General features: G+C 46.4%; 21 protein-coding genes and 2 pseudogenes. 13 read left to right on the top strand and 10 right to left on the bottom strand.

Annotation, left to right across the window (positions count from 1 at the left end; genetic code table 11):
- The 6 genes from cyoB to ACF8EG_RS23415 all read left to right on the top strand — a co-directional run bounded on the left by cyoB (nt 1) and on the right by ACF8EG_RS23415 (nt 7,379).
- Complete coding sequence (cyoB, locus tag ACF8EG_RS23390; RefSeq protein WP_031813179.1) at nt 1-2,037, top strand: cytochrome o ubiquinol oxidase subunit I; 2,037 nt, start codon at nt 1-3, stop codon at nt 2,035-2,037.
- A complete protein-coding gene (gene cyoC, locus ACF8EG_RS23395) occupies nt 2,027-2,629 on the top strand; it encodes a cytochrome o ubiquinol oxidase subunit III (RefSeq protein WP_021821510.1) in 603 nt (200 codons plus the stop codon). Before cyoB ends, cyoC begins: the two co-directional genes overlap by 11 nt.
- A complete protein-coding gene (cyoD, locus tag ACF8EG_RS23400; RefSeq protein ID WP_053815358.1) occupies nt 2,629-2,940 on the top strand; it encodes a cytochrome o ubiquinol oxidase subunit IV in 312 nt (103 codons plus the stop codon). Before cyoC ends, cyoD begins: the two co-directional genes overlap by 1 nt.
- A complete protein-coding gene (gene cyoE, locus ACF8EG_RS23405) occupies nt 2,901-3,815 on the top strand; it encodes a heme o synthase (RefSeq protein ID WP_195157145.1) in 915 nt (304 codons plus the stop codon). The genes cyoD and cyoE overlap by 40 nt, the downstream gene beginning before the upstream one ends.
- Before the next feature lie 573 nt (nt 3,816-4,388).
- A complete protein-coding gene (locus ACF8EG_RS23410) occupies nt 4,389-5,492 on the top strand; it encodes an NADH:flavin oxidoreductase (protein ID WP_069505905.1) in 1,104 nt (367 codons plus the stop codon).
- Nucleotides 5,493-5,993: 501 nt separating this feature from the next.
- On the top strand, nt 5,994-7,379 hold the full coding sequence (locus ACF8EG_RS23415) for an FAD-binding oxidoreductase (protein ID WP_069505908.1): 1,386 nt from the start codon (nt 5,994-5,996) through the stop codon (nt 7,377-7,379).
- A 125-nt stretch (nt 7,380-7,504) separates the two neighbouring features.
- On the opposite strand, the pseudogene ACF8EG_RS23420 reads toward ACF8EG_RS23415, so the two are convergent.
- Nucleotides 7,505-7,714, bottom strand: a pseudogene (locus ACF8EG_RS23420) (LysR substrate-binding domain-containing protein); the annotation flags it as partial.
- A 1-nt stretch (nt 7,715) separates the two neighbouring features.
- Between ACF8EG_RS23420 and ACF8EG_RS23425 the strand changes: the two are divergent.
- Nucleotides 7,716-8,213 (top strand): annotated as a pseudogene (locus tag ACF8EG_RS23425) (DUF3726 domain-containing protein); the annotation flags it as partial.
- A gap of 255 nt (nt 8,214-8,468) precedes the next feature.
- On the opposite strand, the gene ACF8EG_RS23430 reads toward ACF8EG_RS23425, so the two are convergent.
- The 4 genes from ACF8EG_RS23430 to ACF8EG_RS23445 are packed head-to-tail and all read right to left on the bottom strand — an operon-like array spanning nt 8,469 to nt 10,766.
- Nucleotides 8,469-9,113: a GNA1162 family protein gene (locus tag ACF8EG_RS23430; protein WP_025499701.1), complete on the bottom strand. Its 645-nt coding sequence runs from the start codon at nt 9,111-9,113 to the stop codon at nt 8,469-8,471.
- Nucleotides 9,113-9,484, bottom strand: a complete 372-nt coding sequence (locus ACF8EG_RS23435) for a DUF4810 domain-containing protein (protein ID WP_025499700.1) — start codon at nt 9,482-9,484, stop codon at nt 9,113-9,115. Before ACF8EG_RS23435 ends, ACF8EG_RS23430 begins: the two co-directional genes overlap by 1 nt.
- Entirely contained in the window at nt 9,481-9,798 is a 318-nt protein-coding gene (locus tag ACF8EG_RS23440) for a hypothetical protein (RefSeq protein WP_025499699.1), read from the bottom strand. The genes ACF8EG_RS23435 and ACF8EG_RS23440 overlap by 4 nt, the downstream gene beginning before the upstream one ends.
- Nucleotides 9,798-10,766, bottom strand: coding sequence for a CsgG/HfaB family protein (locus ACF8EG_RS23445; protein WP_025499698.1), 969 nt, complete (start codon nt 10,764-10,766; stop codon nt 9,798-9,800). The genes ACF8EG_RS23440 and ACF8EG_RS23445 overlap by 1 nt, the downstream gene beginning before the upstream one ends.
- A gap of 336 nt (nt 10,767-11,102) precedes the next feature.
- Between ACF8EG_RS23445 and artP the strand changes: the two genes are divergently transcribed.
- The 5 genes from artP (at nt 11,103) to ACF8EG_RS23470 (ending at nt 14,762) form a co-directional block, all read left to right on the top strand.
- On the top strand, nt 11,103-11,831 hold the full coding sequence (artP, locus tag ACF8EG_RS23450) for an arginine ABC transporter ATP-binding protein ArtP (protein ID WP_079858909.1): 729 nt from the start codon (nt 11,103-11,105) through the stop codon (nt 11,829-11,831).
- 88 nt (nt 11,832-11,919) lie between these two features.
- On the top strand, nt 11,920-12,663 hold the full coding sequence (locus ACF8EG_RS23455; RefSeq protein WP_005483358.1) for an arginine ABC transporter substrate-binding protein: 744 nt from the start codon (nt 11,920-11,922) through the stop codon (nt 12,661-12,663).
- Nucleotide 12,664: 1 nt separating this feature from the next.
- Entirely contained in the window at nt 12,665-13,354 is a 690-nt protein-coding gene (artQ, locus tag ACF8EG_RS23460; protein WP_005498519.1) for an arginine ABC transporter permease ArtQ, read from the top strand.
- The gene (gene artM / locus ACF8EG_RS23465) at nt 13,351-14,019 is read left to right on the top strand and encodes an arginine ABC transporter permease ArtM (protein ID WP_020842245.1); all 669 of its coding nucleotides are present in this window, start codon (nt 13,351-13,353) and stop codon (nt 14,017-14,019) included. The genes artQ and artM overlap by 4 nt, the downstream gene beginning before the upstream one ends.
- A gap of 170 nt (nt 14,020-14,189) precedes the next feature.
- Nucleotides 14,190-14,762: a protocatechuate 3,4-dioxygenase gene (locus ACF8EG_RS23470; RefSeq protein WP_025442862.1), complete on the top strand. Its 573-nt coding sequence runs from the start codon at nt 14,190-14,192 to the stop codon at nt 14,760-14,762.
- Nucleotides 14,763-14,777: 15 nt separating this feature from the next.
- On the opposite strand, the gene ACF8EG_RS23475 is transcribed toward ACF8EG_RS23470, so the two are convergent.
- Entirely contained in the window at nt 14,778-15,611 is an 834-nt protein-coding gene (locus ACF8EG_RS23475; protein ID WP_069505917.1) for a LysR family transcriptional regulator, read from the bottom strand.
- A 128-nt stretch (nt 15,612-15,739) separates the two neighbouring features.
- On the opposite strand from ACF8EG_RS23475, the gene ACF8EG_RS23480 reads away from it, so the two are divergent.
- Nucleotides 15,740-16,387 carry a glutathione S-transferase family protein gene (locus ACF8EG_RS23480; RefSeq protein WP_069505920.1) on the top strand — a complete coding sequence of 216 codons (648 nt, stop codon included), beginning with the start codon at nt 15,740-15,742 and terminating at the stop codon, nt 16,385-16,387.
- Nucleotides 16,388-16,454: 67 nt separating this feature from the next.
- Here the strand turns inward: ACF8EG_RS23480 and ACF8EG_RS23485 are convergent, their stop codons facing one another.
- The 4 genes from ACF8EG_RS23485 to pdhA all read right to left on the bottom strand — a co-directional run bounded on the left by ACF8EG_RS23485 (nt 16,455) and on the right by pdhA (nt 21,571).
- The gene (locus tag ACF8EG_RS23485; protein ID WP_069505921.1) at nt 16,455-18,116 is read right to left on the bottom strand and encodes an electron transfer flavoprotein-ubiquinone oxidoreductase; all 1,662 of its coding nucleotides are present in this window, start codon (nt 18,114-18,116) and stop codon (nt 16,455-16,457) included.
- Nucleotides 18,117-18,349: 233 nt separating this feature from the next.
- Nucleotides 18,350-19,504 carry a dihydrolipoamide acetyltransferase family protein gene (locus ACF8EG_RS23490; protein ID WP_069505923.1) on the bottom strand — a complete coding sequence of 385 codons (1,155 nt, stop codon included), beginning with the start codon at nt 19,502-19,504 and terminating at the stop codon, nt 18,350-18,352.
- The gene (locus ACF8EG_RS23495; RefSeq protein WP_005455773.1) at nt 19,501-20,484 is read right to left on the bottom strand and encodes an alpha-ketoacid dehydrogenase subunit beta; all 984 of its coding nucleotides are present in this window, start codon (nt 20,482-20,484) and stop codon (nt 19,501-19,503) included. Before ACF8EG_RS23495 ends, ACF8EG_RS23490 begins: the two co-directional genes overlap by 4 nt.
- Nucleotides 20,477-21,571 carry a pyruvate dehydrogenase (acetyl-transferring) E1 component subunit alpha gene (pdhA, locus tag ACF8EG_RS23500; RefSeq protein ID WP_005483380.1) on the bottom strand — a complete coding sequence of 365 codons (1,095 nt, stop codon included), beginning with the start codon at nt 21,569-21,571 and terminating at the stop codon, nt 20,477-20,479. Before pdhA ends, ACF8EG_RS23495 begins: the two co-directional genes overlap by 8 nt.

Raw genomic sequence — 21,571 nt, forward strand, 5'->3', positions numbered from 1 at the left:
ATGTTTGGAAGATTAACTCTGGATTCAATTCCATATCACGAGCCGATCATCATCATCACGCTGGCGATCGTCGCGTTGGTGGGATTAGCCGTGGTGGTTGCCGTAACCAAAGCTGGAAAATGGCAATACCTATGGAATGAATGGTTTACTTCGGTAGACCACAAAAAACTTGGCTTCATGTACATCGCTGTGGCGATGCTGATGCTTGTACGTGGCTTTGCGGACGCGGTGATGATGCGTAGCCAGCAGCTACTTTCCTCTGCGGGTGAAGCAGGCTATTTGCCGCCGCATCACTACGACCAAATCTTTACCGCGCACGGCGTAATCATGATTTTCTTCGTTGCGATGCCGCTCGTGATTGGTCTGATGAACATCATCGTGCCGCTGCAAATCGGCGCACGTGACGTGGCGTTCCCATATCTGAATAACTTGAGCTTCTGGCTGTTTGTGGTTGGTGTGATCCTGACGAACATGTCGCTAGGTTTGGGTGAATTTGGTCGTACCGGTTGGTTGGCGTATCCGCCACTATCTGGCATTGAAGCGAGTCCGGGCGTCGGAGTCGACTATTGGATTTGGGCGCTGCAGATATCTGGTGTCGGTACCACGCTAACGGGTGTGAACTTCTTCGCAACGATTTTGCGTATGCGCACACCGTCGATGCCTATGATGAAGATGCCAGTTTTCACGTGGGCGTCGCTATGTGCCAACATTCTGATTATCATTTCGTTCCCAATTCTGACCGTCACCATCGCACTGCTGACGCTCGACCGTTACTTGGGCATGCACTTCTTTACCAATGATCTTGGCGGCAACGTAATGATGTACGTCAACTTGATTTGGGCATGGGGCCACCCAGAAGTGTACATCTTGGTACTACCTATCTTTGGTGTGTTCTCAGAAGTGACGGCAACTTTCTCGCGTAAAAAGCTATTCGGTTACACCTCACTGGTGTGGGCGACGATCGTCATCACCATTTTGGCGTTCGTGGTTTGGTTGCATCACTTCTTTACCATGGGGTCTGGCGCGAACGTGAATGCCTTCTTCGGCATCGCCACGATGATCATTTCCATCCCAACTGGGGTGAAGATCTTCAACTGGCTGTTCACTATGTACAAAGGCCGCATTCGATTTACCACACCGATGATGTGGACGGTAGGTTTCCTAATTACCTTCACCGTTGGTGGTATGACGGGCGTACTGATGGCGGTACCGGGTGCGGATTTCGTTCTGCATAACTCTGTATTCCTAATCGCACACTTCCATAACGTGATTATCGGTGGTGTGGTGTTCGGCTGTTTTGCGGCGTTCACTTACTGGTTCCCGAAAGCGACCGGTTTCACCATGAATGAAACTTGGGGCAAACGCGCGTTCTATCTGTGGATTGTCGGTTTCTTGATGGCGTTCCTGCCGCTTTACGCGCTGGGTTTTATGGGCATGACCCGTCGTCTGAGCCAAGACATCAACCCGGAATACTTCCCGCTATTGGCTGTTGCGGCGGCGGGCACGGTTGTGATCGCTCTGGGCGTATTGTCTCAGTTCATCCAAATCTACGTGAGTATTCGTGACCGCGAGCAAAACCGTGACCTAACGGGTGATCCGTGGGGCGGCCGTACATTGGAATGGGCAACGTCTTCACCTCCGCCGTTCTACAACTTTGCTCATCTGCCAAAAGGCGATGTACTGGACGCGTTCTGGTATCAAAAACAAAGTGGCGAGTTCGACCCAATGAAAGAAGTGGAATACGAACGCATCCATATGCCGAAGAATACGGCAACGGGTATTTATGTGTCGGCTTGGGCGCTGGTCTTTGGCTTTGCGATGATCTGGTACATCTGGTGGCTAGCGGCAGCAAGTTTGGTGGGTATCGTTGTGACGTGTATTCAGCACAGCTACAACGATGACGTGGATTACTACGTTGAAGTGGAAGAGATCAAAGCGATCGAAGCCGCTCGCCGAGCTCAGCTAGAAGAAGCGAAGAAAGGAACCGTGAAAGACAACGAAAACAGCGATGATCTGGAGGTGACTTATGCAAACTAATGTCGCAGCTCATCATGACCACGATCACCACCATGACACGAATGGCAACAAGCTGTTTGGTTTCTGGGTTTACCTGATGAGTGACTGCGTATTGTTTGCGACTTTGTTCGCGACATACGCCGTGCTGTCTAGCAACTCGATTGCCGGTCCTACGGGTAAAGAGATTTTCGAACTGCCTTTCGTGTTTGTCGAAACCATGTTGCTGCTATTTAGTAGTATCACTTTCGGTTTTGGCATTATCGCGATGAAACGCAACGACGTGGCGGGTCTCAAGCGTTGGATGTTAGTTACGTTTGCGCTAGGTCTTGGCTTTATCTGCATGGAAGTCTACGAGTTCCATCACCTGATTAAAGAAGGCTATGGCCCGCAGACCAGCGCGTTCCTATCGGCATTCTTTACGCTGGTTGGCACGCACGGCTTGCATGTGACCTTTGGTCTGATTTGGTTGGCGGTGGCTTATCACCAGCTTTCTACTAAAGGTCTGAACGACAACATGGCGATGCGTTTTAACTGCTTGAGCCTGTTCTGGCACTTCCTAGACATTGTTTGGATTTGTGTCTTTACCATCGTTTACTTAATGGGGGTGATGTAATGGGCCAACATGTTGAAACCAGCTCGTCGGATTACGTAAAAGGCTTCGTTGCCTCGCTGATCTTAACGGTGATTCCGTTCTACTTCGTCTGGGCGCAAACACTGCCAGCGAGCACCACTTACGTTGTGATGTTTACGTGTGCTTTGGTGCAGATTTTTGTGCACTTTAAGTATTTCTTACACATAGAAGCGAAAACGTCAGATGGGCGTTGGAACTTGGTGTCATTGATGTTTACCGCCATTGTTGTGCTGATCCTGATTGCCGGTTCGATCTGGATTATCTACAACATGAACGTCAACATGAAGTTGTAGGCACGGGTATGCTGAAAAGTTATTTGTCTATCACCAAACCGGGCATTATTTTCGGCAACCTGATCTCAGTTGCGGCGGGGTTCTTCCTCGCCGCAAAATCAGAACCTGCGAGCCTGATGTTGTTTCTGACAACCTTGGCTGGCGTGGGGCTGGTGATTGCTTCAGGTTGTGTGGTGAACAATATTTTTGACCGCGATATCGACCAAAAGATGGCGCGGACACAAAATCGTGAGACCGTAAAAGGGAATATCAATATTGATGTCGCCTTTGTCTATGCCTTGGCGATGTTACTGGTGGGAACGGCGCTGCTGTTCCAATTAGTTAATCCGCTTTCGGCGGTCGTGGTGCTGCTCGGTTACGTCTACTACGTGTTCTTCTACACTATGTGGTACAAGCGCAACTCAGTATACGGCACTCTTGTTGGCAGTATTTCTGGCGCCGTGCCGCCATTAGTGGGCTACTTGGCGGTGACCAACTTCATCAGCCTAGAAGCAATTCTGCTGTTTACCATGTTCTGCTTATGGCAAATGCCGCACTCCTACGCGATTGCGATGTTCCGTATGCAAGACTATCGAGAAGCGGGGATTCCGGTTTTACCCGTTAAAGAGGGTATTCATAAAGCACACCGACACATGAAAGCGTATGTGGTGGCCTTTGGCGCAGTATCGCTGGGATTATTTTTACTTGGTGAAGCCGGGTATGAATACTTAGCGGTTGCGGCTGTCGTTTGCTTTATGTGGACGAAAGTAACCTTTCGCAGCATTGACGACAGTAACTACGTCGCGTGGTCGAAGTCGGTATTTAAAGTCTCGCTGCTGGTGGTGATGGGGATAAGTGGTGTGCTTGGCGTCGAGTTGATACCTCTTGCTCTTTAGCTTCAGGCTAATCTCTTTAGATAAAATCAAAGCTTACCTCCCTGCAAATACAAGAATGGTCTTACTTTACAGTAAGGCCATTTTACTTTTATGAGTTTTTCGCGTTACAGGCCTTTTGGAACCCCCTCCAGTTTTGCCATCACGTATTCATATCTAGCCATGATAAAAAAAGTAAAAACGACCAGTGTGTAAAACATAGTGGAACGAACGACTTCATCAGACGTGTGATAATACCAGCACATAGCAACATTCAACTTTGCGACGAGAAGGTTTTATATGAATTACAGGTCAGTGAAATTTTAAAGTTGAGGGGTACTAATAAGAGTCAGACAGATGTTTAATTTCATTGGGATGAGTTCCTTGAACGTCATCCACTTTAGAAGCAGTAATCCCACCAAACCTTAACCCAGATTAAAGTTTTGTCCTCCTCAAAACAGTAAGGTGCGCCTTGTTGATGTTAAGTCTCAAGGATTCAGAGAAGGAACAGCCATGCATTATGTATCGCTGTTCCTTTTTCGTTCTTGTTGATTTACAAACGCGTCAAACAATAAAAACGAATTAAGAGGACTGGTTTTGAGTATTTTGTTTTCCGAAGCCCGCATTGGCAGCATGACCCTAAAGAACCGCTTTGTGCGTAGCGCAACGTGGGAAAATATGGCGACTGAAGATGGCCACATGACGGCAAAGCTTTACGATATTTACGAAGAGCTTGCTAAAGGTGAAGTCGGGCTAATCGTCACAGGTTACGCCAATATCGTTGAAGAAGAAAAGCCCAACGCAGGGATGATGGGTATTTACAACGACTCTTTCATCGAAGAATACAAAAAGCTCACAGAGCTGGTTCATCAGTACGATTCTAAAATTGTGATGCAAATTGCTTATGGCGGTACTAAAACCACCTACAACGTCGGTGAGCGCGTGATTTTTGCACCGAGTGATGTGCCTGAGCGCGGCACGAATACTCAAGGCAAAGCGATGACGAAGGATGAAATCGGCTACATCGTAAAAGCATTTGCATTAGCGAGTAAACGAGCTCAAGAAGCTGGTTTTGACGGTGTCGAGATTCATGCCGCGCACACTTACTTAATCAACCAGTTTTTAAGCCCGTACTACAACCGACGCGAAGACGAATACGGAGGCAGCTTAGAAAATCGTATGCGTTTGCTTTTGGAAATCTATTCTGAGACCAGAACGTTGGTGGGGGATGCGTTTCCAATTCTTGTGAAGCTAACCGCGACTGAATTCTTTGACGGCGGTTTAACATTCGATGAAACACGCATCGTGTGTAAGAAACTCGAAGAAGTGGGCGTTGATGCGATCATCGTCTCCGGCAACATTCACGGCAAAGCAAACGAACTTGTTGGTGAAAGATTCGATGGTTACACACTGCAAGAAGAAGGCTATTTTCACGAATACGGGCAAGTGATCAGTCAAGATATTCATATCCCCGTGATTACGGTTGGTGGGTTACGCGATATTGATGCGATCGAGAACATTGCAGACAATACCAACATCCAGTTTTTTGCTGTTTCACGTCCTCTACTCGCTGAGCCACAGTTGATTAAACGTTGGAAAGAAGGCAATCGCGCACCAGTAGACTGTGAACGTTGCTCTAAATGCCGAACTAAGCGCGGCAACTTCTGCGTGGTATATAAGAACCGAAACCGCCGCAGTTAGTGAGTTTACATAACCAATGAAGAAGCCTCCTCGTATCGAAGGAGGCTTTGTTTTATGGCCGTATTATCATAAACACTCGACAGCTGCGTTTTGGTTTGGCTTTTCTCATCAACTAAGTCCTATCGATTTTTTAATTCCATCTCATTGATAAAAAATGGGAATAATATTAATCGTCAAAAATATCAATAATAAGACAGTGTTTCATAGATGAAACTCAGTGGCGTTCTAAACTTTAAGCGTTTTTATTTCAAACTAGGCACGAGGGTAAGGTAAAGGATCTGCAATATTGAACGCTCAATGGATTGCCGATTCTGCACTTTAGGTTTCCAAGCTTGTGCCGGAAGTGAATGATGACGCTCGAATGCGGTTTGTGTTGATGCGTGTGTTGTTTACTAGAAAATGACTACTAAAACGTCACGTTTAACAGTGAGGAAGCTTGTACAAGCTCGTAGTTGCATCACTTTTTACAAGCGCTCATGTAAAACGTGAGAGGCAACTAATATGAAGAGTTTAGAAAACACAACCATTGAACATTTCAAAAGTCACTTTCAAGGTGACGTCGTTTTACCTACCGAATCTAATTACGATGAAGTTCGCCAAATCTGGAATGGCATGATTGATCGCAAGCCGAGTTTGATTGCTCGCTGTAAGTCGACAGATGACGTTGTGATGGCGGTTAACTTTGCGCGAGACAATGGTCAGCTACTTTCTGTACGAGGTGGGGGACACAATATTGCGGGCAACGCTGTCTGCGATAATGGGGTCATGATCGACCTGTCGCTCCTTACCCAAGTCCGAGTTGATGAAAATGCCAAGAGAGCGTTTGTTGAGCCGGGCTGTACCTTAGGCGACTTAGACGAAGCCACTCAAAAACACGGGTTAGCGACCCCGGTAGGAATTAACTCTACCACTGGTATTGCTGGTCTTACTTTAGGTGGTGGTTTTGGTTGGTTGAGCCGTAAATACGGTATGACGATAGATAACTTAGTCTCTGCAAACGTTGTTACTGCCGACGGACGCCAATTGCTTGCCAGTGAAACAGAAAACGAGGATCTTTTCTGGGCGCTGCGCGGAGGCGGTGGTAATTTTGGCATCGTTACGCAGTTTGAATTCCAATTGCATCCCGTAGACCCTGAAGTACTGAGTGGTTTGATTGTCTTCCCGTTTGAACAAGCCAAATCGGTCATCACGCAGTTTGCAAAATTCACCGAATCTGCGCCAGAAGAGTTAAGTGTGTGGATGGTGAGTCGTAAAGCACCGCCACTCCCATTCTTACCTGAAAGCGTTCACGGTAAAGAAGTAGTCGTACTGGCGATATGTTATGCAGGCAACCCATCCGAGGGTGAAAAGCTAATTGAACCACTCAGAGATTTTGGTGACGCACATGGTGAGCATGTTGGCGTACAACCATTTGCTGCATGGCAACAAGCGTTTGATCCCTTACTCACTCCGGGCGCACGTAACTATTGGAAATCGCATAACTTTAACTCGCTAAGCGAAGGTGTCATTGATGCGGCGATAGAATATGCAGGGAAGTTACCATCGCCTCAATGCGAGATTTTTATCGCTTCTCTTGGCTGCGCGGCATCTAGACCAGAACCTGAATCTATGGCTTATTCTAGCCGTGACGCTAATTACGTATTAAATGTGCACGGAAGATGGGACTCCGCAGAAGATGACCAAGCTTGTATCGCGTGGGCGAGAGACTTTTTTGCCAAAACCAAACCGTATGCCAGTGGCGGTGCGTATATCAACTTCCTAACGCAAGATGAAGCCGAACGTACCGAATCCGCCTATGGCCCAACGTATGTGCGCTTGCAGCAAATTAAGAAGAAATACGATCCAACCAATCTGTTCAAAATGAATCAGAACATCAAGCCAGAGTGAGTGCTATAGGAACGGAGTGATTTTTAAATGACGGAATTTTTCTCCTAATATCAACTAACAGTTTATATCGACTAATCGTGGCTCCAAAAATCTGATGGAGCCACTGTTAGTTAAGAACCTTCGAACTACGTGTCTTCATCTTGATAGTTTAGATAACGTACACACAAATCATGAAATGCTTTAGCTTGAGGCGAGATCGTGCGATCGGTTAACGTAAATATACCAATTTGCCTTTCAAGCGGTGGATCGATAAGCGGGATCCAAACCAAGCGTGTTTCATTGGTTGGGAAAGCGAGTTTAGGTAAGGTGGTGACGCCAATGCCAAGTTCTAAAACTGGCAGCGTGGTGTGTCATTTACCCGCTGTGTTAGATTTCGCGCTCGAGAAAATGATCAACCGTAAGTCGATTACCATTACATTGAGACAGTGTCATAACCGTTGGTTGGGTTTCAGTGAGTTGTTGAAGCTCTCTGCGAAAGGCATCGCGTGTCGCGCACAATGGGTCAATGGATCTAGTCCCAAGCGAACGCTTTATGTGTTGAACCGTGGACGAATCGCGCCAGAAGTCTTTTCCTCGGATCAGTTTGATGGGCATGATACGGATTTGCATAGTATGGTTATCGAGTTCTCCGTGAACGATTTCGATATCGAGAAAAGTGCACAAGGGTACACCATCCATATTGAAGGTGATGAGTTAAGCCGCACGCAACAAGCTTCTTGGAAAAATGGTATTTTTGTCGAAGACCAAGAATGGCAAACTCTGAAACAAACCGCAACCGCGTTGCTAGTGGAGAACAGTGAGCGTTCTATGCTAGGTGCTGGTGGTGTGGTTTAAGCTATGAAAGGCGATGATTCCAAGTAGAAGTGATGAAGGCTGCTGTTTAGCGGCCTTTTTTGTGCGCGATGTTCAGTCACTTCTGAAGTTCAAAGACGATGATTATTGTTAAATAACAAACGAAGCAATCTTTTAAGCTTGCAGAACCAACAAAAGGTGAAGCGAGTCTTCTTCTAAAATGATAGGAAAGGGTTTTCCTTAGAGTTTGAAAGCGCTGATTGCTACAATCAGCGCTTATAGTTTTACATCAGTTTTTTATTTAGTTTGTTTGTGTAAATATGGACCATTTGGCAAATAGGTTGCTTTATCTGTGTAAAATACTTGGTAGTTAGCCATTCGAGTTAGTGGCATGTAATCAGGAGCTGCACGTTGAATTGCCGCGGTAATGACTGCGCCGATCAAGTCCGCGATTGCATTACCAGAAGAACTATTCTGAGGAGTGTACTCCATCTTTTTAGCTGCTTCCCAAATAGTGTTTCCTTCACGGTCTTTAAACGTATATGTGAACTCTACTTCTGTAGTACTTGATATAAGAACATATTTTGTATCCCACTGTTCAATCGTCACGTATAAAAATACATCAGCACCGAACATATCAGCGAGTTTATTTGTTGGAAGTGCTTGGACTTCTGCAGGCTCATATAAGCCCTCGTACTCAAGAATGGTTTTTACAGTATTTGATGGGTACACATAATAACCTTTCTCAGCCAACATCACTGGAAGAGAACTATATACAGCCAAAGGAGCATCAACATCAACGCTCTTATTCACGACAGGAAGTATCAGGATTGATTTAGGATTGATTTCCTCAAAGCCAGTTTGTCTTTCAATTTGTGTCGTTTGGCATGCAGACAAAAGCGAGACACACGTAATTAAAAATAGCGTTTTAATCATGTTCATTAATTCTGTGCCTCTTTTTCATTGTCTAGTCTTTCTAGGTTTTGAATAAGCGCACTCATTAAAGGAGCACTTTCAGGCCAAGTTTCCGCTTCTTTTTTATAGAAAGCGATCGCTTTGGAAGTATTTCCAGATTTGAGATTAAACGTGCCTACCTCGGCATAAAGGCCTGGTGCTGGCTTTTGACCACTTTCTTCTAATTCGACTAGATGTGTCTCCAATACAATAGGAAACTCTTTTGCTTCAATTGGATCGTAGTAGTATTCGTATAGTCCCTCATCGTAGCCACCCCAATCATATAGAGTGTTTGTTGTTTGACACCCGAACAGAAGAATAGACGCAGAAATTGCGGTAATAGTTTTTAAAAACTTCATTTGACTATTACCTCTCTCGTGACGCCATCGCTTACATATATTTTTTGTGATGAGATTAAAGCGCCATCTTGGTAAAACTCAATGACGTGAGTGCCAGGGAGGACACGAAGAGCTTTCTTTCCTGCGGTGTATTGTTTAATGGATCCATTATCCAACCCATCAATGACAACGGTGTAGTCGGAACCGCCTTCTGCTGAAACTGAAAAAGTGAGTTGTGGTCGATTATCTACAGTTTTACTTTCTGTCGTTGGCATTTGAACGCATCCAGCAGCGAAAAACAGAGCAAGAGTCGGGATTATTAGTCTAGTTTTCATTATTTCTGTTCCACAACATTGAGTTTGTTGGTATCAAGGTTTGAAATTGAACCTGAGCTTACTACGGTGACGGCACCTTCGTTTGTTGCAGTATCACCAAAAGTCTGAACAACTTTGATTTCAGCAACTTTTTTCCCTGGTAAGGTGATGTCGAAACCAGTTTGTTTTGATTTGATCTGTTTGCCTTTTATTTCAATGTCAAAAATCATACCCGGCTTAATGCCTTGTGACTTTCCGCCACTGATGTAAATTGTGTCATCCTCAACAGAAAGAATATCTGTCATCCACGGTCTGGTTTGGATTTCTATAGTTAACTTATTGATTGCGTCAGCAATTGCATTTGAAATTGCCGAATCATTCAAAGTTCCGTCATAAGAAGATTTAGACCCAAACCCTGCTACGGATGCGGACTCAGAACTAGACTCCCCCGCACCAGATAAAGAGTGATACACAAGTCCGGTCTTACTATCTACGAGTCGCAAGTCGACTTTTGCAAAAGCTACTTGCTTTTTAGTTGACGATAAAAAGCCACGTTCACCTTCGGTCTTGCGTCCAAACTCTGTTAGTGAGCCAATGATCAGTGTGTCCACACCTACGATATTTAATTCTTCACCCGTAAGTTTTGCTTCGTCCTTTAGGCGATCAATATCTGGCCTTTCAAATACCATGTACTGACCTGATTCTGTAAGAGCTTTGGACAACATGTCAGTCACTTGCTTACCTAACACATCGCCTTTGTCATCTCGCAGTAGACTCTTTCCATAAATAGTCTCATTAGTTATTCGACCCAAGGCTACTTTACGTTTTAGGACTGGTGATTGGTTAAGGTTTGCAATGGCTTCTTTTTGAGCTTTGAGCTGCTCAGCTTGCGAGTGAGCACCCTCTGCGGGTTTAGTTTGTGGGCTTTGAGTAGCACAACCACTTATTAGGGCAGTGCTTATTGCAACTGCTACTATTCGTGATCTCATTTTCCTTTCCTATTTTATTTGTATTTGGAACTCATATTGTTTTTAGAGGTATTAATTAATGCGAGTAATATCACATAAGCCTCTAGTTGCAATGATACAGTGGGAGATGTGGACTGTAAAAGGTAAAAAATGCTTAGCTGTCGTAATGTTATAGAGCTAGCTACTAGATCAACAAATTCTGTAAAAACCACACTCATCAAACCAGTCATATTCTCTATCTCGCTGTTCGTTTCTTATACAAAAAGTTAACAAATTAAATTTTTATACATTTTTATTGCATAAAAACTCCTTGTTGGTAATATGAATGCCAAGTGACAATTAATGCGGTATTGCAGCATGAGTATTCGGGTAAGCGGAATCAACAAATCCTACGGTGACACACAAGTTCTTCACGATGTGAGTTTCAATTGTGAAAACGGTGAAACGCTAGTGTTACTGGGCCCAAGCGGCGCGGGAAAGAGTTCTTTATTACGTGTTCTAAACCTTTTGGAAGGGGCGGATAACGGCAAACTAAACATCGCTAATGACGTCTTTGATTTCTCGGCTGAAATCAAAGAAAAGCAAGGTTTAGCGCTTCGCCGTAAAGTGGGCATGGTATTTCAGCAGTACAACTTGTGGCCACACATGACGGTAATGGAGAACTTGATTGAAGCGCCTATTAAAGTGTCTGGAATGGATAAAGAAGAAGCTAAAACCCAAGCGATGCAAATTTTGTCTACGTTGCATTTGGCTGATAAGGCCGACGCATGGCCGATGCAGCTTTCTGGTGGTCAGCAACAACGTGTGGCGATTGCTCGTGCATTGATGATGAAACCGGAAGTTTTGCTTTTTGATGAACCGACCGCAGCTCTTGACCCTGAAATTACTAATCAAGTCGTTAAGATTATTAAAGATTTAAGCGAAACTGGCATCACCCAAGTCGTAGTGACGCATGAGGTCGATTTTGCTAAGAAGATTGCTAGCCACGTTCTGTACCTCGAGAAAGGACACATCGTAGAGCATGGTACGCACGACGCTTTTGCTAACCCGCAAACCACACAGTTTGCTGATTATCTAAAGCACTAAAAACAACACCAATAAGTTCAGTCAACTAACAGATAAGCTCGGCTGTCATTGCGAGTGTCAGCCCAAGACGTACACACGGAGTATTGCAATGAAAAAGATTCTACTAACTTCACTAATCGGCCTTATTTCTGCAAATGTGGCAGCAAACGCAGTGGCACAAGATGAAATCAAATTCGCGATGGAGGCGACGTACGCACCATTCGAATACATGGATGAAAACAATCAAATCCAAGGTTTCGATGTGGATCTGGCGAATGCTCTATGTAAAGAAATGGACGCAAAATGTAGCTTCCACAACCAATCTTTCGATAGCTTGATCCCTGCATTAAAATTCAAACGTTATGATGCGGCTATTTCTGCAATGGACATTACTGAAGCGCGTCTTGAGCAAGTCAATTTCTCGAATGCTTACTACGACAACTCAGCAGCGTTTGTTTCTATCAAAGACAAAGTCGCTGACCAAAACGCGTTAGAAGGTAAGCGTGTAGGCGTTCAAAACGGTTCAACTCACCAAAGTTACCTTATCGAGCAAATGCCGGGTGTAACGTCGGTTCCTTACTCAAGCTACCAAGATGCTTTCATCGACATGAAGAATGGCCGTATTGATTCTGTATTTGGTGACACAGCGGTAGTGGCGGAGTGGTTCAAGAAGGAAGACAACCTTGCGTACGTTGGTGAGCGCGTCACGAATCCTAAATACTTCGGTAATGGTTTTGGTATCGCAGTAAACAAAGGCAACGATGAACTTGTGAACAAGCTAAACACAGCGCTAGAAGCCGTGAAAGCGAACGGCGAATACGACGCAATCTACAACAAGTACTTCGGTAAGTAATATGGCGTTAACGGGTTACTCTTTATCGCTTGTACAAGCTAGCTGGATGACGGTTCAGCTAGCCTTCACAAGCCTTTTAGTCGGTTTAATTCTGGCAGTGGTGTTCGCCAGTGGTGAAATGTCTCGTCGCGTATTCGTGAAATGGCCTACAACGGCGTTTGTTACGGTGGTGCGTGGCTTGCCAGAAATCCTTGTCGTATTGTTCATCTATTTTGGTTCGACTCAGGTTCTGTTTTTAATCACCGGAGACTTTATTGAGGTTAGCCCGTTTTTGTCTGGTGTGGTGGCGTTATCGTTGATCTTCGCTTCCTATGCTTCTCAAACTCTGCGCGGCGCATTAAAAGCCGTAGGCAGAGGACAGAGAGAAGCTGCAAGCGCACTCGGTATCAGTCAGTTTCACGCGTTTGTGCGCATTGTGTTGCCACAAGCCGTGCGACATGCGCTTCCTGGCTTAACCAACCAATGGTTGGTTTTGCTAAAAGACACGGCGCTGGTTTCTTTGATTGGCGTGACGGATCTGCTGAAACAAGCTCAGCTTACATCGGCAGCCACGCACGAAGCGTTTACTTGGTATGCGACGGCAGCGGCGATTTACTTAGTGATCACGCTTATCACGCAGCGCGCGGTCAAAGTGATTGATAAGAAATTCTCAATCCAAGGCATGAGTATGGGGCAGGAGGCAAACGCATGAACGAACAACATGTATGGCAAATGCTGGATGGTTTAGGCACTAGCCTTCAATTAACGGCTGCGTCTTTGGCTGTCGGCTGTATTCTTGCACTATTGATGACCTTGACGTTGATTCTACGCACTCCGGGTTTGCACTGGGTAAGCCGTGGCATCATCACGTTGTTTACTGGGACACCGTTGCTGGTTCAGATTTTCTTGGTCTACTACGGCCCGGGTCAATTTGATGCAGTAAGAGAGAGTGTGCTGTGGACTTGGCTGAGCCAACCTTGGTTCTGTGCCATGTTAGCGTTGGCATTAAATACTGCCGCGTACAGTACTCAGCTTTTTAAAGGCGCGTTTAATGCGATTCCTTCAGGTCAATGGCAAGCGTGTCGTGCGCTGGGTATGAACAAAAGTGCCACGTTACGTGTGTTACTTCCTTATGCGATTCGCCGCGCGGTGCCTGCTTACTCAAATGAAGTGATTTTGGTGTTCAAAGGCACGTCTTTGGCAAGCACCATCACCATCATGGACTTGATGGGTTATGCTCAGCGCATTAATGCTCAAACCTACGATACATTAATGGTTTTCGGTGTAGCAGGCGCGTTTTATCTGAGCGTGAATGGGATTCTGACGCTTATCTTCCGCCAAGTTGAGAAGAAAGCTCTGGCTTTTGAAGCCGTATAAATACCAAACCATTGTTGATTTAAGTTCATCACATCTTCAATTTCACCATGCCTCTGCGACTGACTCTCTGGTAGGGGCATTTTTTATTTCTCTTCTCTTGTTTTACCCGGAAGTGGAAAACTGCGCATCTTTCACCAAACTTAAGTGAGTAGATTTTTCTGGGTAGTAACATGGAACGACGACATTTTCTTGCGCTATGGACATTGATGTTTGCGCCATTTCTTAAAGCGGAAAGCTCGATGCGTCCGACGCCCTCTCAGACCGAAGGGCCATTTTATCCCGTGGTGAAGATTCCACTTCGCCAAAATTTAGTATTGAAACCGGATACTTTGATCGGAGAGGCGATAACATTGCAAGGTAAAGTGTTGGATGTGTTTGGTCGTCCTATCTCTGGCGTAAAAATAGAAATTTGGCAGTGTGATGGCCAAGGGATTTATGACCATCCGAATCAACCCAGCCAAAACAAGTTTGACCCAAGTTTTTCAGGTTTTGGCGCGACAGTAACTGAAGAAGATGGACGCTATTTTTTTCAAACACTGTTTCCTGTCCCATACAGCTCAAGACCTCCTCACATTCACGTCAAACTGTGGCGTGGCGACGACGAATTGTTGACCACCCAACTCTATTTGAAAGGACAGACGGGCAACGAATGGTGGGGTGGTAAAGCCCGTGACCATTTACAGTTTGAACCGATAAATATTGATGGGCGAATAGTCGGAACGTTCGATTTCGTGATTGCTTAATCTGTTTGATGTTCGCTAGTAAGGCATCAACTCAGCCAACTGCGACAAGCATTCTTTGTCTAGTATAGGATGCGGTTCGACACCAGTTACCAAAACAATATCCACCGACGGTAGTGGAGGCAGATCTTCTAAGATCTTCAGATCATCTGTGACACTGATTCTTCCCATCGCGCCAATCGCCATGCCAGAGCGAACAATGGCTCGCTGCGCAGAAGAGGTGTTACAGCAAGCTAAGAGTTGATATGGCGTTCCTCTTTTGGTCAGCGCATTAATAGCGGCGGCGTGGTATTTACAATCGGTTTGAAATAGCGCGAGAGGGACTGGCTGTGATTCGTCGATAGCGAAATCGGGGTGACTGATCCACACGCCTCTATCACTTGCGAGCCAGTATCCTTCTTCGCTATCGGGTGCACGAGTCACGATGGCGGCGTCTAATTTGCCTTCATCTAGCCATTTACGGAGCGTCACGCTTGGCTCACTGTACACCTGGATAGAGCAGGTCGGTTCGGTTTGCTGCAATACGCGGATGACTTTAGGCAGCAGACTATCGTTATAGTCTTCTGGACATCCTAAACGCAGTGGGCGTTTGTTTTCGTAGCGTTTTACTTGCTTGACGGCTTGATTGTGCAAACTTACGAGTTGCTCTGCATGCGCACGAAGTGACATACCCGCTTCGCTCAGTACAAGGTTGCGACCTTCCTTTTCGAATAAGCTGACATGGAGTTCATCTTCAAGCTTTCGCATTTGAGCACTAAACGCGGATTGGGTGCGATTGATTTGTTTTGCAGCACGAGTGAAGCTACCTGTTTCAACAAACGCAAGAAAGCTGCGCAGCGCGTCAATATCCATATTCTTTTCTATCCATCGTTTTTGTTGAAGTATCCCATCAAAACTATCCGTTAGTTTGAAATAAAACAATCAGATATTGTGATTTCACGCTTTAATTAATAACAACACCATTGGGCATGGAGGCAACAATGCAACTCTTTATCGGGAATCAAAACTACTCAAGTTGGTCATTGCGAGCGTGGCTCATTTTTTCTCAATACGATTTAAAAGTGGATGTGACTAAGCTAACGCTGTTTACTGAAGACTTCTACGACAAGCTTGCGAGCGTAACACCAACGGCCAAAGTGCCAACATTGGTTGATGGCGAAGTCACGGTTTGGGATTCCTTAGCGATTTTGGAATATGTGAATGAGCAGTACCTACAAGGAAAGGCGTGGCCGAGCCATGTAGCGGACAAAGCGAAAGCGCGCGCGATTTCGGCTGAAATGCATTCGGGCTTTTTTGATTTGAGAAATGAGTTACCGATGAACTGTCGCGCGCGTCGAAAAGTAGAACTGAGCGATGGAGCACTAAAGGATATTGCACGCATAGACGCAATTTGGTCTGAGCAAATGGCAAAGTTCCCAGACGCTTATTTGTTTGGAGAGTGGTCGATTGCCGATGCTATGTATGCACCGGTTGCGTTGCGCTTTGAAACTTATGGCATTGAATTGTCCCAAGGCGCTAAAGCTTACCAGCAAAAAGTGCTAGCAAGCCAAGCGGTACAAAAGTGGCTAGCGGAAGCAAGTCAAGAAACAGATATTGTGCAAGAAGATGAAGCAGGAGTAGAGGTTTAAGTCCTCGATTTTGTTTCACCCTTGAAAGACAGAGCATGATAGATACGGTGCTATCATGCTCTATTGACTACATATTCTGGTAATTAGGCCCGCCACCGCCTTCTGGCGTCTTCCACGTAATGTTTTGTGACGGATCTTTTATATCGCACGTTTTACAATGTACGCAGTTCGCAGCGTTGATTTGAAACTTCACTTTCCCATCAATTTCGACCACTTCGTAAACCCCGGCAGGGCAGTAACGCTGGCTTGGCTCATCAAACAACCCGAGGTGCACATCGATGGGGATATGAGGATAAGTCAAAACAAGATGGCACGGTTGGTTTTCTTCATGTTGTGTGCCGGATAAAAACACCGAAGATGGTTTATCAAAGCTGATTTCTCCATCCGGTTTTGGATACTCAATCGGCGGGCATTCATTTTTGGGTTTTAACTGTTCGTGATCGTGGGAATGGTCTTTCACTGTCCACGGTATTGGCTTTTTAATCAGAGGAAGCCACAAGTTGTGCTCGAAGGTAGAAAGAGCTCCGCCAAACAGGCTACCGAACTTATGCAGGTTCGCTCCAAAGTTACGCGTTTCGGCGAGTTCATCGTACAGCCAAGAGGCTTCAAATCGCGTTTGATAATCAGGTTCACGCCTTGAGTCTTGTAATGCTTGATGAATGGCTTCTGCTGCTAGTAAGCCTGATTTCATCGCGGTGTGGCTGCCTTTTATCTTCGCAACGTTAAGTGTTCCTGCATCACAGCCAATTAATAAACCGCCGGGGAATTGTTGTTTCGGTAAAGAAGATAACCCACCTTTTGCGATGGCTCTTGCACCATAAGCGATGCGCTGTGCCCCTTTTAGGTGTTGTTTGATTGCAGGGTGGTGTTTAAAGCGCTGAAACTCATCGAAGGGGCTCAAGTGGGGATTGCGATAGTTAAGATCGACAATCAACCCAACCGCAATTTGGCGGTTTTCCATGTGATAGAGGAATCCACCACCAGTTGTGTTGGTTTCGCTCAATGGCCAACCGGCGGAGTGGATGACGCTGCCAGTAAAATCTTTCGCATCAGCCGGCAGTTCCCAAATCTCTTTCAAGCCTAATGCGTAATGCTGAGGTTGTTTGCCCGCATCCAAATCGAAATGACGAATGAGCTCTTTTCCTAAATGCCCACGGCACCCTTCAGCAAACAGCGTGTATTTGGCTTTAAGTTCAATGCCCGGTTCGAAATTGGCTTTCTCTTGTCCGTTTTTATCCAGCCCCATATCGCTGGTGGTGATACCAGTAACGGCACCTGATTCATCGTAGTTAATGCTCGCAGCGGCAAAACCAGGAAAAACTTCAACGCCAAGTTGCTCAGCTTGAGTAGCAAGCCAGCGACAAAGATTAGCAAGGCTAACAACGTGGTTGCTTTCGTCATTATGCATGGGTTTAGGCGTAAGGAAGTGGGGCACACGTATATGATTAAGCTCCGTTGTTAGATAGAGAAAATCATCATGTTGAACGGGAGCTGAAACGGGCGCTCCCATTTCCTTCCAATCTGGGAAAAGCTCGTCTAAGGCGCGAGTTTCTAACACCGCGCCAGATAATATATGTGCGCCGACCTCAGAGCCTTTTTCTACCACACAAATTGACAGCGCTTCGCCTTCACGATCTTGGTTCAACTGTGCTAATCGACATGCTGCACTTAACCCCGCAGGGCCAGCTCCGACGATCACCACATCAAACTCCATGCATTCACGTTCCATTTTTGTGCTTCCTTTTTATTTTCGTCATCTGGGTGACATTTTTCGTTTATATAGAAAACTATAGCTCAGTTAACGTAAACGTGAATTCGATGAGAGGTGGTCAGGGTTTTGAAATATGAAAGAGTGAAATGAGTATGAAAATCAAACCATTAGTGATGATTGTATCTGTTCGGTCGGTGGGTTTGAATTAGTGCGTAACGCAAAAAAGGCTTCCATTCGGAAGCCTTATGTCGTTATGACTTAGTTACACTTGGCCTTTGCAGATGTTCTGCAAGCACCTTGGTAAAGCGCGCGGCTTCACCGCCGGTACAAGCTCTGTGGTCAAAGGTAATGGACAGCGGCATCGCTTTTACGGCCACGGCTTGACCGTTACGGATCACGACCCGGTCCACAATTCGTCCTGCACCGACAATCGCCACTTGCGGTGGCGAAACCACTGGTGTTGCGAAAATGCCGCCAATGGCCCCAAAGTTGGACAAAGTAATGGTTGCGTGTTGTAAGTCTTCTCGGCTGATCTTTCTGTCTCGGATGCCTTTGACGGTTTGATCGAGCCAGCGACGAACGTCTTGCGGTTCATACTCATCCGCGTGGCGAAGCACGGGGACATACAGTCCGTGACGGCTATCCACCGCTACACCAAGATTGACGGTAGGATGAACACAGCGCGTCATGGTTTCTGCATCGAACCAAGCGTTGAGAGCTGGCTCTTGCTGGCAAGCATAAACGATAGCTTGTACCAGACGAATGCTGATGTCCTCGTTTGGCAACCAATCTTCCAATAACGCTTCTTCGGTAATGGTCACCGCTGCGACATTTTGATGCGATTCTGCCATGGTCGAGACCATCGTACGGCGCGCTCCTTTGAGCACTTCAGTGCCAGGAACTTGTTTGCCTGCTTCTTCGTAAACATCGGCATCGACGATCAAACCGCTTGGTCCGCGACCGACCATCGTTTTCAAATCTACGCCTAGCTTTTTCGCTAGCAAACGCGCGGAAGGTAAAGCGGTGATGAGTTTGTCTGCCGATTTGTTGTGGCTGCCGCCTACCCAAAAATCATCAACATTTACGTTATGAGATTGGTGAGATACGGTGCCAACAACGGTTGCGGCATCGGCGGTTTGTCGTTTTTCCGCAGAGATAGTGTTTTCTGCGCCACTTTCGTCGATTTCTAGAAGTAGGGCGCCAATATTAATCACGTCGCCTTCTTCACCATGGCGGCTGACAATTCTGCCTGCGTACGGAGCTGGAACGTCTACGGTTGCTTTCGCCGTCTCAACGGTGAGGATCACCTGGTCTAGTTTGACCATGTCACCCACATTGACATGCCATTTTACAATTTCTGACTCAGCGAGACCTTCGCCGAGATCGGGTAAGTTAAACGTCTTCATTTCCAATCCTCCACGAGCTCGCGCGCTGCGATCACAATGTCTTCTTCCTGAACCATGAAATAATCTTCGTTACGGTAATAAGGCATAATGGTATCCATACCTGTGACTCGTTTAGGTGGCGCTTTTAGCAAGCACATCGCGTGCTCGGCGGTTCGAGCCAGCAGTTCAGAACCCACACCACACGTTTTACTGGCTTCATGTACAACCAGCAGGCGTCCGGTTTTCTCTAGTGAACGGAAAATCGTCGCGGTATCAATCGGCTTAATACTTGCCAGATCAATGACTTCGACTTCGATCCCTTGGCTTGATAGGGTTTGCGCAGCTTGGAGAGATTCAACAACACATGCTCCCCATGTCACGAGCGTAATATCTCGGCCTTTGCGCAGCGTAAAACAAGTGTCTAACGGTAATGCTTCCCCGTTATCAATCACTTCGGATTTAACGGTGCGATAGATGCGTTTGGGTTCAAAGAACATCACTGGATCGTTACTGCGAATGGCAGCAAGCAACAAACCGTAAGCACGCTGAGGGGAAGATGGAATCACCACTTTAAAGCCTGCGGTATGTGCAAACAGTGCTTCAATGCTTTCTGAGTGGTGTTCCGGCGCGTGAATGCCGCCACCAAAAGGCGCGCGGAATACAGCCGGACAAGTGAGGCGTCCACGAGTACGGTTACGCATCCTGGCAGCGTGACACATTAGGTGCTCCATAGCCGGGAAGACGAAACCTTGGAACTGAAATTCTGCAACAGGGCGTAAACCTTGAGTTGCCATGCCCACTGCAACGCCGCCGATTAAGGCTTCTGCAAGCGGAGTATCGATGACGCGTTTTAGTCCATACTTTTGTTTAAGCCCGACGGTTGCGCGGAATACGCCGCCGTTATCGCCCACGTCTTCGCCAAGTACGACGACGTTTGGATCGTGTTCCATTTCATGATGCAGAGCGAGGTTTACTGCTTCAACTAACGTAAGTTCAGCCATGTTTGCCTCCTTGCATTCGCATTGCTTTATTGATCAATTCATCGCGTTGAGCGTGAAGCTCTTGAGGAAGCGATTCGTAGAGGTAATCGAATCCAGTTTCAGGCGCTTGTTGAGGCAAGTTTAGGTAGCGTTCAACCGCGAGTTCGACTTGTTCCTTGCAGTCGCTTTGCCATTGTTGCTCTTGTTCATCGCTCCAAGCACCTTGATTGATCAAAAAGGTTTTTAGTCGGCTCACGGGCTCGAATTGCCATGCGGTTTGCACGTCATCTGCATTACGATAACGCGTCGCATCGTCGGCGGTGGTGTGGTCACTTAGGCGATAACTTACCGCTTCGATCAGTGTCGCCCCTTTGCCTTTTCGTGCTCGCTCTAATGCGGTCATGGTAGCGTCATACATAGCAACAACGTCGTTGCCATCGACGGTAATCCCTGGAATGCCAGCGCCTTTTGCTTTTTCAGAAAGAAACTCCGCCGCGCATTGCAAACTGCGTGGTACAGAAATCGCCCACTGGTTGTTATTCACCACAAAAACCAACGGAATGTTCCATGTCCCTGCGCAGTTGATGGATTCGAGAAAATCTCCTTTGGATGTCCCACCGTCGCCACACATGACCAGAGCCGCTTCGTGATTGCCTTGAATTTTCAACGCAGAAGCAACGCCGACCGCATGTGTACATTGTGTTGCGATTGGGACACAAAATGGCAAGTCTCGGCTTGGGATAGGGCTGCCTTCTGGCGCAAAGTCACTGCCGCGCTCATCGCCGCCCCAATATTGAAGGTTTTTTTCCATACCAATGCCACGACACCACATCGCAGGCATATCGCGATAATAAGGGACAAAGACGTCATCGGTTTTTAATGCCCGTCCTACCGCTATACCAATGGCTTCTGAGCCAAGGTGTGAAGGGTAGGTACCTAGCTTACCTGTTCGTTGCAACGCAACGGCTTTCTGATCGTAGGTGCGAGTTAATACCATGTCGCGGTAAAACCCGACCAAAGTTTCAATGTCAGCCCAGTTGGGTAGTTGGCCGACTAGGTTCCCATCATGGTCGATAAACCGATGCATGGGTAACGCCTGAACGTTCAT

This window comes from Vibrio sp. YQ_11 (genome assembly GCF_043103065.1).
Lineage (GTDB): Bacteria > Pseudomonadota > Gammaproteobacteria > Enterobacterales > Vibrionaceae > Vibrio > Vibrio parahaemolyticus.

What these genes read in the sequence shown, in the direction of transcription:
- ACF8EG_RS23475 (WP_069505917.1), bottom strand. Translation starts at nt 15,611, where the DNA reads ATGGATATTGACGCGCTGCGCAGCTTTCTTGCGTTTGTTGAAACAGGT.
- ACF8EG_RS23440 (WP_025499699.1), bottom strand. Translation starts at nt 9,798, where the DNA reads ATGAAAACTAGACTAATAATCCCGACTCTTGCTCTGTTTTTCGCTGCT.
- ACF8EG_RS23415 (WP_069505908.1), top strand. Translation starts at nt 5,994, where the DNA reads ATGAAGAGTTTAGAAAACACAACCATTGAACATTTCAAAAGTCACTTT.
- ACF8EG_RS23470 (WP_025442862.1), top strand. Translation starts at nt 14,190, where the DNA reads ATGGAACGACGACATTTTCTTGCGCTATGGACATTGATGTTTGCGCCA.
- artM (WP_020842245.1), top strand. Translation starts at nt 13,351, where the DNA reads ATGAACGAACAACATGTATGGCAAATGCTGGATGGTTTAGGCACTAGC.
- ACF8EG_RS23455 (WP_005483358.1), top strand. Translation starts at nt 11,920, where the DNA reads ATGAAAAAGATTCTACTAACTTCACTAATCGGCCTTATTTCTGCAAAT.
- ACF8EG_RS23430 (WP_025499701.1), bottom strand. Translation starts at nt 9,113, where the DNA reads ATGAACATGATTAAAACGCTATTTTTAATTACGTGTGTCTCGCTTTTG.
- ACF8EG_RS23435 (WP_025499700.1), bottom strand. Translation starts at nt 9,484, where the DNA reads ATGAAGTTTTTAAAAACTATTACCGCAATTTCTGCGTCTATTCTTCTG.
- ACF8EG_RS23445 (WP_025499698.1), bottom strand. Translation starts at nt 10,766, where the DNA reads ATGAGATCACGAATAGTAGCAGTTGCAATAAGCACTGCCCTAATAAGT.
- artQ (WP_005498519.1), top strand. Translation starts at nt 12,665, where the DNA reads ATGGCGTTAACGGGTTACTCTTTATCGCTTGTACAAGCTAGCTGGATG.
- ACF8EG_RS23480 (WP_069505920.1), top strand. Translation starts at nt 15,740, where the DNA reads ATGCAACTCTTTATCGGGAATCAAAACTACTCAAGTTGGTCATTGCGA.
- ACF8EG_RS23490 (WP_069505923.1), bottom strand. Translation starts at nt 19,504, where the DNA reads ATGAAGACGTTTAACTTACCCGATCTCGGCGAAGGTCTCGCTGAGTCA.
- artP (WP_079858909.1), top strand. Translation starts at nt 11,103, where the DNA reads ATGAGTATTCGGGTAAGCGGAATCAACAAATCCTACGGTGACACACAA.
- cyoB (WP_031813179.1), top strand. Translation starts at nt 1, where the DNA reads ATGTTTGGAAGATTAACTCTGGATTCAATTCCATATCACGAGCCGATC.
- cyoC (WP_021821510.1), top strand. Translation starts at nt 2,027, where the DNA reads ATGCAAACTAATGTCGCAGCTCATCATGACCACGATCACCACCATGAC.
- ACF8EG_RS23485 (WP_069505921.1), bottom strand. Translation starts at nt 18,116, where the DNA reads ATGGAACGTGAATGCATGGAGTTTGATGTGGTGATCGTCGGAGCTGGC.
- cyoD (WP_053815358.1), top strand. Translation starts at nt 2,629, where the DNA reads ATGGGCCAACATGTTGAAACCAGCTCGTCGGATTACGTAAAAGGCTTC.
- pdhA (WP_005483380.1), bottom strand. Translation starts at nt 21,571, where the DNA reads ATGAACGTTCAGGCGTTACCCATGCATCGGTTTATCGACCATGATGGG.
- ACF8EG_RS23495 (WP_005455773.1), bottom strand. Translation starts at nt 20,484, where the DNA reads ATGGCTGAACTTACGTTAGTTGAAGCAGTAAACCTCGCTCTGCATCAT.